Origin of the sequence: Halalkalirubrum salinum, from assembly GCF_005543295.1 — an archaeon.
Taxonomy (GTDB): Archaea; Halobacteriota; Halobacteria; order Halobacteriales; family Haloferacaceae; genus Halalkalirubrum; species Halalkalirubrum salinum.
In genome coordinates, this window is sequence record NZ_SRSG01000007.1 from 62,269 (window position 1) to 69,302 (window position 7,034).

Sequence of the window (7,034 nt, forward strand, 5' to 3'; positions counted from 1 at the left end):
ATGGCGTTCTCGCCCGTTCGGGTCGGGTGGCGGGCGAGCCTCGATTTAGCTGGACAGGTGCTCGTGTATCTCGCGGTCCCGCTCGCGTTCCCGCTCGCGATCGCGGTGTACTACGGCGAATCGGTTGTTCCGTTCGTGGCAACGATTGCGGTGACTCTCACAATCGGGAGTGCGTTTCGCTACCTCTCAGATCCAGACGAAAACCTCGGGCCGAGAGAGGCGTTCTTTGCGGTCGCGCTGATCTGGCTCCTGGTCGCAGTCATTGGTGCGATCCCGTTTCTCGTCGTCGGGGTCGGAACGACAGCCCACCCGGTCAACGCGATGTTCGAGGCGATGAGCGGATTGACCACGACGGGCGCAACCGTGTTTGGCGACGGCGACTTCGCCGCCCACAGCCGATCGGTGTTGATGTGGCGACAGGTTATCCAGTGGCTCGGCGGGCTCGGAATCTTGATCCTCGCGACGGCCGTGCTGTCTGAGCTTGGGGTTGGTGGTGCACAGCTCATGGAAACCGAGACCCAGACCAAAGACGTCAACAAACTCACCCCGAAAATTTCGGAGACCGCACAGCTGATCTGGGGCCTGTACGTCGGCATTACGGCGCTCGCGGTCGTCGTCTACTACGGACTTGGTGTCTCGGGGCTCGCGCCGAACATGGATCTGTATAACGCGATCGCCCACGCGTTTACGTCGGTTGCGACCGCTGGATTCTCCCCGGAGGCAGAGAGCATGGGTGCGTTCGCGCCGATCGTTCAGTGGGCAGCGATTCCGTTCATGCTCGTCGGTTCGACGAGTTTCGTGTTGTTGTACTTGTTCATCAACGGCGAGCCCGGTCGACTCTTGAAGAATCAGGAGTTTCACTTCTACATCGGGGTGTTCGTCCTCGCAAGCGCCCTCATTTCGATGCTCTTGGCGTTCGACGCGGAGATCAACTACGGCCTAGAAGAAACCGTTCGCCATGCTGCGTTCAACGCCGCGTCGATCCTGACGACGACAGGGTACGCGAGTGCTGATTTCGCGTTGTGGTCGCCCGGGGCAACATACGTGCTCTTTTTGCTGATGTTCATCGGCGGGATGGTCGGTTCGACGACCTGTTCGATCAAGTCGCTGCGGTGGCTCGTCGCGCTGAAGTCGTTCCGCCGGCTCCTGTTCACGAGCATTCATCCCGAGGCAATTCGCCCGATCCGGATCTCCGGACGTCCGGTCGACGAGAACACAATTCGCGATATCTACAGCTATCTGCTTTTGAGTATCGTCATTTTCGTGGTCCTCACGGTATTTATTGTCGCAAACAACGAGCGAGTCGGTGCACCGATCGGTGTGTTCGACGCCATGGGTGCGGCCGCCTCAACGTTTCTGAATATCGGCCCCGCGTTTGGGGAAGCCGGACCGTACGGAACCTACGACGGGTTTCCGATGAGCACAAAGGTGGTAATGATCGTCCTCATGTGGATCGGGCGTATCGAGATTATCCCCGTGTTGGTGTTGTTCACCCGATCGTTCTGGACGTCTTAGTTACTGCAGACCGAAAAGCCGCTGAGCGATCCCCCGCCCGGCAGGCCGCTCTGCGAGGACAACAGAGCTGTCAACGTCGTTGATCACGTCGAGGTGCAGCGAGTTTGTCACCAGCCGCGAGAGCATTCCCCGCTCAGTTGCGCCGATCAGCATGAGGCCGTGGCTCTTTGCGTGCTGAGCGATCGCCGCCTCGACATCCCCGGAGTCCTCAATCACGATTTCGGCGTCTTCGAGATCACGCCTTTTGGCCCACTTTTTCAGGAATTCCTTACCTTCGTCGTACTCATCCGGCGAGCTGACGACGTGGAGCAGGGTAATCTCGGATCCGATCGCCGATCGGAGCGCCCGGGCAACCTCAGCGCTGAGGTCTGAATCTGGGCCGCCGGCGGTCGGCAACAACACTCGCGAGGCGTCGAGGTTTCGCTCTTTGAGGACGAGGAAATCACAGGGTAGCTCGCTCGTCAGCTCGTCGAACGATCGCTGTGGCCGGCCTTCCGCCCACGGCAGATCCGAGTCCCATCCCATGACGACGAGGTCGGCGTCGAGTCGCTTCGCGGAGATGAAGATCTGGGTGAACGGATCGTGTGAGACGACTGTCGACGTCTGGCAGTCCAGATCGTACGCGTTGACTGTTTCGCGCAACTTCTTGAGGTGGCGTTCGGACGCGGAGATAATCCGCTGGTTTTGTCGGCCGTACTGAAAGTCCATCTTCGCGGGCGTGTGAACGACGTGGACAAGGTGTACCTCTGCGGCCTCTTTCTGTTTCGCGAGTGTACACGCAAACTCGACGATCCGCGAGTCGGTCCGGGGGTTCGAGATCGGCACGACGATCTCCTCGACACCCGCGTCGTGCGTCGAGCCGTGACCAGTGTCGATCACAGGGACGTACGATCGGCCGACAAACTTCCCAAAGAGCCACTCTTTGCGGGTCAGCTGTCTGGCCGCTCCCTCGAAGCGGGCGGATTCGAGGCGGTTTTCGGTCGTCTGGAAGTAGTTGACGATCGTCACGAGGACGACACCACCGATCGTGTTGCCCAAAAGCACTGGGATGACAAAATCAGTCATGCCGACGATGAGCCCGACACGGCCGAGGAACAGCAGGTACATCATCTCGGTGAACGAGACAACGACGTGAAAGAGGTTTCCGAGCGGGATCGCCAGAAACGCAAGATACACCATGACGACCCGCGAGATCGTGTCGCGGGCGGCGTACTCGACCCAGACGACGCCGGCGACGATCAGTCCGGCCATCATCGCTTTGAAAAATAGGTCGAGTCGGCTCGTTTCAAACACGCCTTTTTCTGCGAGATCGATCGCAACAGCCGCGGTTGCGTCCCCAAAAATGCCGGTGAACGCGAGCGCAAAGGCGCCGATCGCTCCGCCAGCAAAATTGCCAGCCAGTACGACAGACCAGTTGCGAAGGAGTGCCGGGACACTGGCGAGTCGCTCGAGAGTGAGCGCGACTGGCGGGAGCGTGTTCTCGGTGTACAACTGGTAGCCGCCGATGATGATGTACATAAATCCGAGCGGATACAATATCACCTGTAATACCGGATTATCCGTCGAAGCGTACATCGACGCGTACAACAGGAAGGTGATCGTGATCGCGAAGCCGGCGGCGAGGCCGCTAAAGAACAGCTCGCGGCTGCCGGAGGTGATCTCCTCGTCGGCGGCGGCGATGATCCGCTGGAACACCTCGTTGGAGGAGAACCGATCGCGAACGACCGCACCAGCAGCGGGAGCACCGCTTCGAGATCGTTCGACCGACTCCCGTAACGTCTCTTCGGGGTCTCGTACGTCGGGATCGTCCATTGATCGGTGCTGACACGGTCAGGTGACTAAACTGTAGGGATATCCGCAGGCGATTGACCCGACATCTAAACGTTTATACCGCAACGAGAGCAACTCCACGTGAGGGCTGGTAGCTCAGTTAGGGAGAGCGTCTGGCTTTTAACCAGACGGTCGGGGGTTCAACTCCCTCCCAGCCCGCTTCTGCTCGGAACAACGTGGAGAGCGAAGCGGCTATGGAGGGAGTTGAACCAGAGAGCGGTGCGAGCGACCGTGGTTCAACTCCCTCCCAGCCCGTTTCTACTCCGAGCAACGCGAGGAGTGAAACGGCTACAGAGGGAGTTGAATCCTACGAGACGAGCCGTGCGAGTCTCGGATCGGTTCAACTCCCTCCCAGCCCGAATTGTCCTCGCCCCACCCGATCGCACACGACCACCGATCGCAGACCACCGCCGATCGCAGACCACCACCGATCGCAGACCACCGCCGATCGCAGACCACCACCGATCGCAGACCACCGATCGCACACTACCACCGATCGAAGATTCCTCCCGATCGTCGAAGCGATCGATCGAACACGGCCTCCGAACGAACACGGCCTCCGATCGAACACCACCACTGTTCGCCCGTCACGGTTCAATCGACCCGTTCGCCCTGGTACGATCCCTCGTAGGTGCCGTCGTGATCGGCCGCCGCGAGGACCAACTGGGCGATCCGTGCGCCCTGTTCGATCTCGATCGGATGGTGCACTTCGAGCAGCCCCTCGCCTTTACCCTCGTACCCGGCGTCCCATACCGCCGTGTGGAGCATACAGGAGTTACGCATGAGCGTCGATCGCGGATACACAAACCCGATGTGCTCGTCTGGAATCCGTACCGTTTCGGCGTATTGGGCGACGTAGCCGCCCGGTTCGAGTCGAAACGTTCCCTCCTCGGTCTGAACTGGGGATCGATCGCCGATCGTCTTGCCCCCCGTCTCGATCCGTCCCGGCGTCTCCTGGGTGTAGATCGCCTCAACAGTCAGGTCGACGCCATTCGGCTGGCGCTGGGCGGCAGCGATCGAATCGAGCTGTGCGGCGACGAACGAACCGGCTCTGAACATACCCATTGGAATCGTCGAATAGCTGAAAACGGTGTCGATCGACGAGTGAGCGCCGATCGCGACTCTCTCGGTTGACAGCTGGATTCACACGATAATAGATTGCCTTAGAAGTAATACAGAGGTAGATTAAATTCTTTCGGTGAATTGCGTATGTAAGTAACTGTTTTGATCCTCATATTCTGCATATGTCCTATGTGCCATTATACGCTTGTAGCGACGCTCTGGCGTATTTTTGCCGAATTCTACATGGTCTTCCGGTAGCGAACACGCGGGATTTATATTCGGTGAGGATCGACCAACGAATGTTATGGGACAAACGATAACGGAAAAAATTCTCTCCGATCATCTCATCGAGGGAGAACTCACCCCTGGTGAGGAGATCGGCATCGAGATCGATCAGACGCTCACGCAAGATACAACTGGAACCCTCGTCTGGCTCCAGTTCGAAGCGCTTGAACTCGACGAGGTCCAGACAGAACTGGCGGCACAGTACTGTGACCACCAGACCTACCAGTTCGACTTCAAGAACACCGACGATCACCGCTTCCTCCGATCGGCTGCGGGCACCTACGGCGCACACTTCTCGCGGCCTGGCAACGGTATTTGTCACAACGTCCACCGCGAGAACTTCGCCGCCCCCGGGAAGACGCTGCTCGGCTCCGACAGCCACACGCCGACCCCCGGCGGCCTCGGCCAGCTCGCGATCGGCGCAGGCGGGCTCGACATTTCGGTGGCAATGGGCGGAGGCCCATACTACGTCGAGATGCCCGAAGTCGTCAACGTCCGCTTGGAAGGCGAACTCGAAGCGTGGGCGACCGCAAAGGACGTCATCCTCGAGATGCTTCGACGGCTCTCGGTAAAGGGTGGCGTCGGCAAGATCTTCGAGTACACCGGTCCGGGTGTCGAGACACTCACCGCACCCGAGCGGATGACCATCACCAACATGGGTACCGAACTCGGCGCGACTTCCTCTATTTTCCCGAGCGACGAGCAGACCCGCGATTACCTCGAACGCGTGGGACGTGAGGATGTGTACGTGCCGCTGCAACCCGATGACGACGCCGAGTACGCCGACGAGATTGTCATCGATCTCTCGGAGCTCGAACCGCTCATCGCGTGTCCGAGCATGCCCGACAAGGTCGTGCCCGTCAGCGAGGTCGCCGGCGAGCGCGTCGAGCAGGTCATCGTTGGCTCCTGTACGAACGGCGCCTACGAGGACGTCCTCCCAGCCGCAAAGCTGGTCGAGGGACGTGAGATCGCCAAACACACCGAGATGATCGTCGCACCCGGCTCGAAACAGGCCTCCGAAATGCTGGCCCGACAGGGCTGGGTTGCGGAGATGATGGCCGCCGGGGTCAACTTCTCAGAAGCGACGTGTGGTGCGTGTATCGGTATCGGACACGTGCCCGCCTCCGATTCGGTCTCGGTGCGGACGTTCAACCGGAACTTCGAGGGCCGATCGGGCATCGAAGACGACAACGTCTATCTCAGTTCCCCGGAGGTCGCCGCCGCCGCCGCACTTGCCGGCGAAATCGTCGATCCGCGGGATCTCGCCGAGGAGCTCGGCGATCTCGAGGCACCCGGGCTCGAACTTCCTGAAAAGTACGACGGCTCGAAAGCCGATCTCATTACGCCCGAAAACGCGATCGATGACGAGCTCATCAAAGGTCCAAACATCGGTGACGTGCCGTTGAAGGACGAACTCGAGTCGGATTTGGGCGGTGAGGCGCTGTTGAAGATGGACGACAACATCACCACCGACCACATCATTCCGGCAACCGCAGACATCCTGAAGTTCCGCTCGAACATCGAGAAGCTCTCGGAGTTCACGCTGAGCCGCGTTGACGACACCTTCGCCGATCGCGCGAAGGCCGCCGACGGCGGCTTCCTCGTCGCTGGGGAGAACTACGGACAGGGCTCCTCACGTGAGCACGCGGCGCTGTGTCCAATGTACCTCGGAATCGAGGGCGTCTTCGCACAGTCGTTTGCCCGGATCCACAAGGCGAACCTGTTCAACTTCGGGCTCGTTCCGCTGACGATCGACGAAGAAACGTACGATCAGATCGATCAGGGCGACGAGATCGAGATTCTCGACGATGTCGGCGAGGGCGTCCGCAACGGTGCAGAGGAGTTCACCGTGCGCGTCAACGACGACTGGGAGTTCACCGCGAGGCTGGATGCCTCCGATCGCGAGCGCGACATTCTCGCAGCAGGTGGCAAGCTCTCGTGGACGAAAGCACAGTACGACTCCTCGAGCGGCGCCGCGCCCGCGGACGACTGATCGGAATCGCAGAGCGATCGAATACGTATTTTTGACTCTGTTGAAATCCTCAGAAACGGATATAAACTACGTGCAAGATACAGAGGGTGTGTTCAGTACTACGAGCTTTGCTCTGTCTATTTCTCGATAGGCTATCCACTCAGTGAACCTGCGACACTGATTTCCAATCGAATGGTTGGAATTCTGGATGAGAAGTCGTTCACTCACATACTCACGACAACTATATTTTTGTGGAGAGCCAATAACATGGATGAGTGAAGTACCACGGGTCGGGTGACCCGTGGCGTCCGTGTCTACCCTGGAGTCGGGGCAACAGTCTTTAATTCCTCTCGCGCTTGGCTCTCGCCTT

Annotated in this window: 4 protein-coding genes and 1 tRNA gene; 3 read left to right on the top strand and 2 right to left on the bottom strand. The window is 59.3% G+C overall.

Annotated features, from left to right (window positions below; translation table 11 throughout):
• Positions 1–1,515, top strand: a complete 1,515-nt coding sequence (locus E5K03_RS01870; RefSeq protein ID WP_138004679.1) for a TrkH family potassium uptake protein — start codon at positions 1–3, stop codon at positions 1,513–1,515.
• Here E5K03_RS01870 and E5K03_RS01875 read toward each other — a convergent pair whose 3' ends face one another.
• Positions 1,516–3,327 (bottom strand): formate/nitrite transporter family protein, encoded by a 1,812-nt coding sequence (locus E5K03_RS01875; RefSeq protein WP_138004680.1) that lies wholly within the window; start codon positions 3,325–3,327, stop codon positions 1,516–1,518.
• Between the two features lie 103 nt (positions 3,328–3,430).
• Between E5K03_RS01875 and E5K03_RS01880 the strand changes: the two genes are divergently transcribed.
• Positions 3,431–3,504 (top strand) — tRNA-Lys (locus tag E5K03_RS01880).
• Between the two features lie 435 nt (positions 3,505–3,939).
• Here E5K03_RS01880 and E5K03_RS01885 read toward each other — a convergent pair.
• Positions 3,940–4,443, bottom strand: coding sequence for a deoxyuridine 5'-triphosphate nucleotidohydrolase (locus E5K03_RS01885; protein ID WP_394343953.1), 504 nt, complete (start codon positions 4,441–4,443; stop codon positions 3,940–3,942).
• Between the two features lie 268 nt (positions 4,444–4,711).
• Between E5K03_RS01885 and E5K03_RS01890 the strand changes: the two genes are divergently transcribed.
• Positions 4,712–6,685 (top strand): aconitate hydratase, encoded by a 1,974-nt coding sequence (locus E5K03_RS01890; RefSeq protein ID WP_138004682.1) that lies wholly within the window; start codon positions 4,712–4,714, stop codon positions 6,683–6,685.
• Positions 6,686–7,034 lie beyond the last annotated feature (349 nt).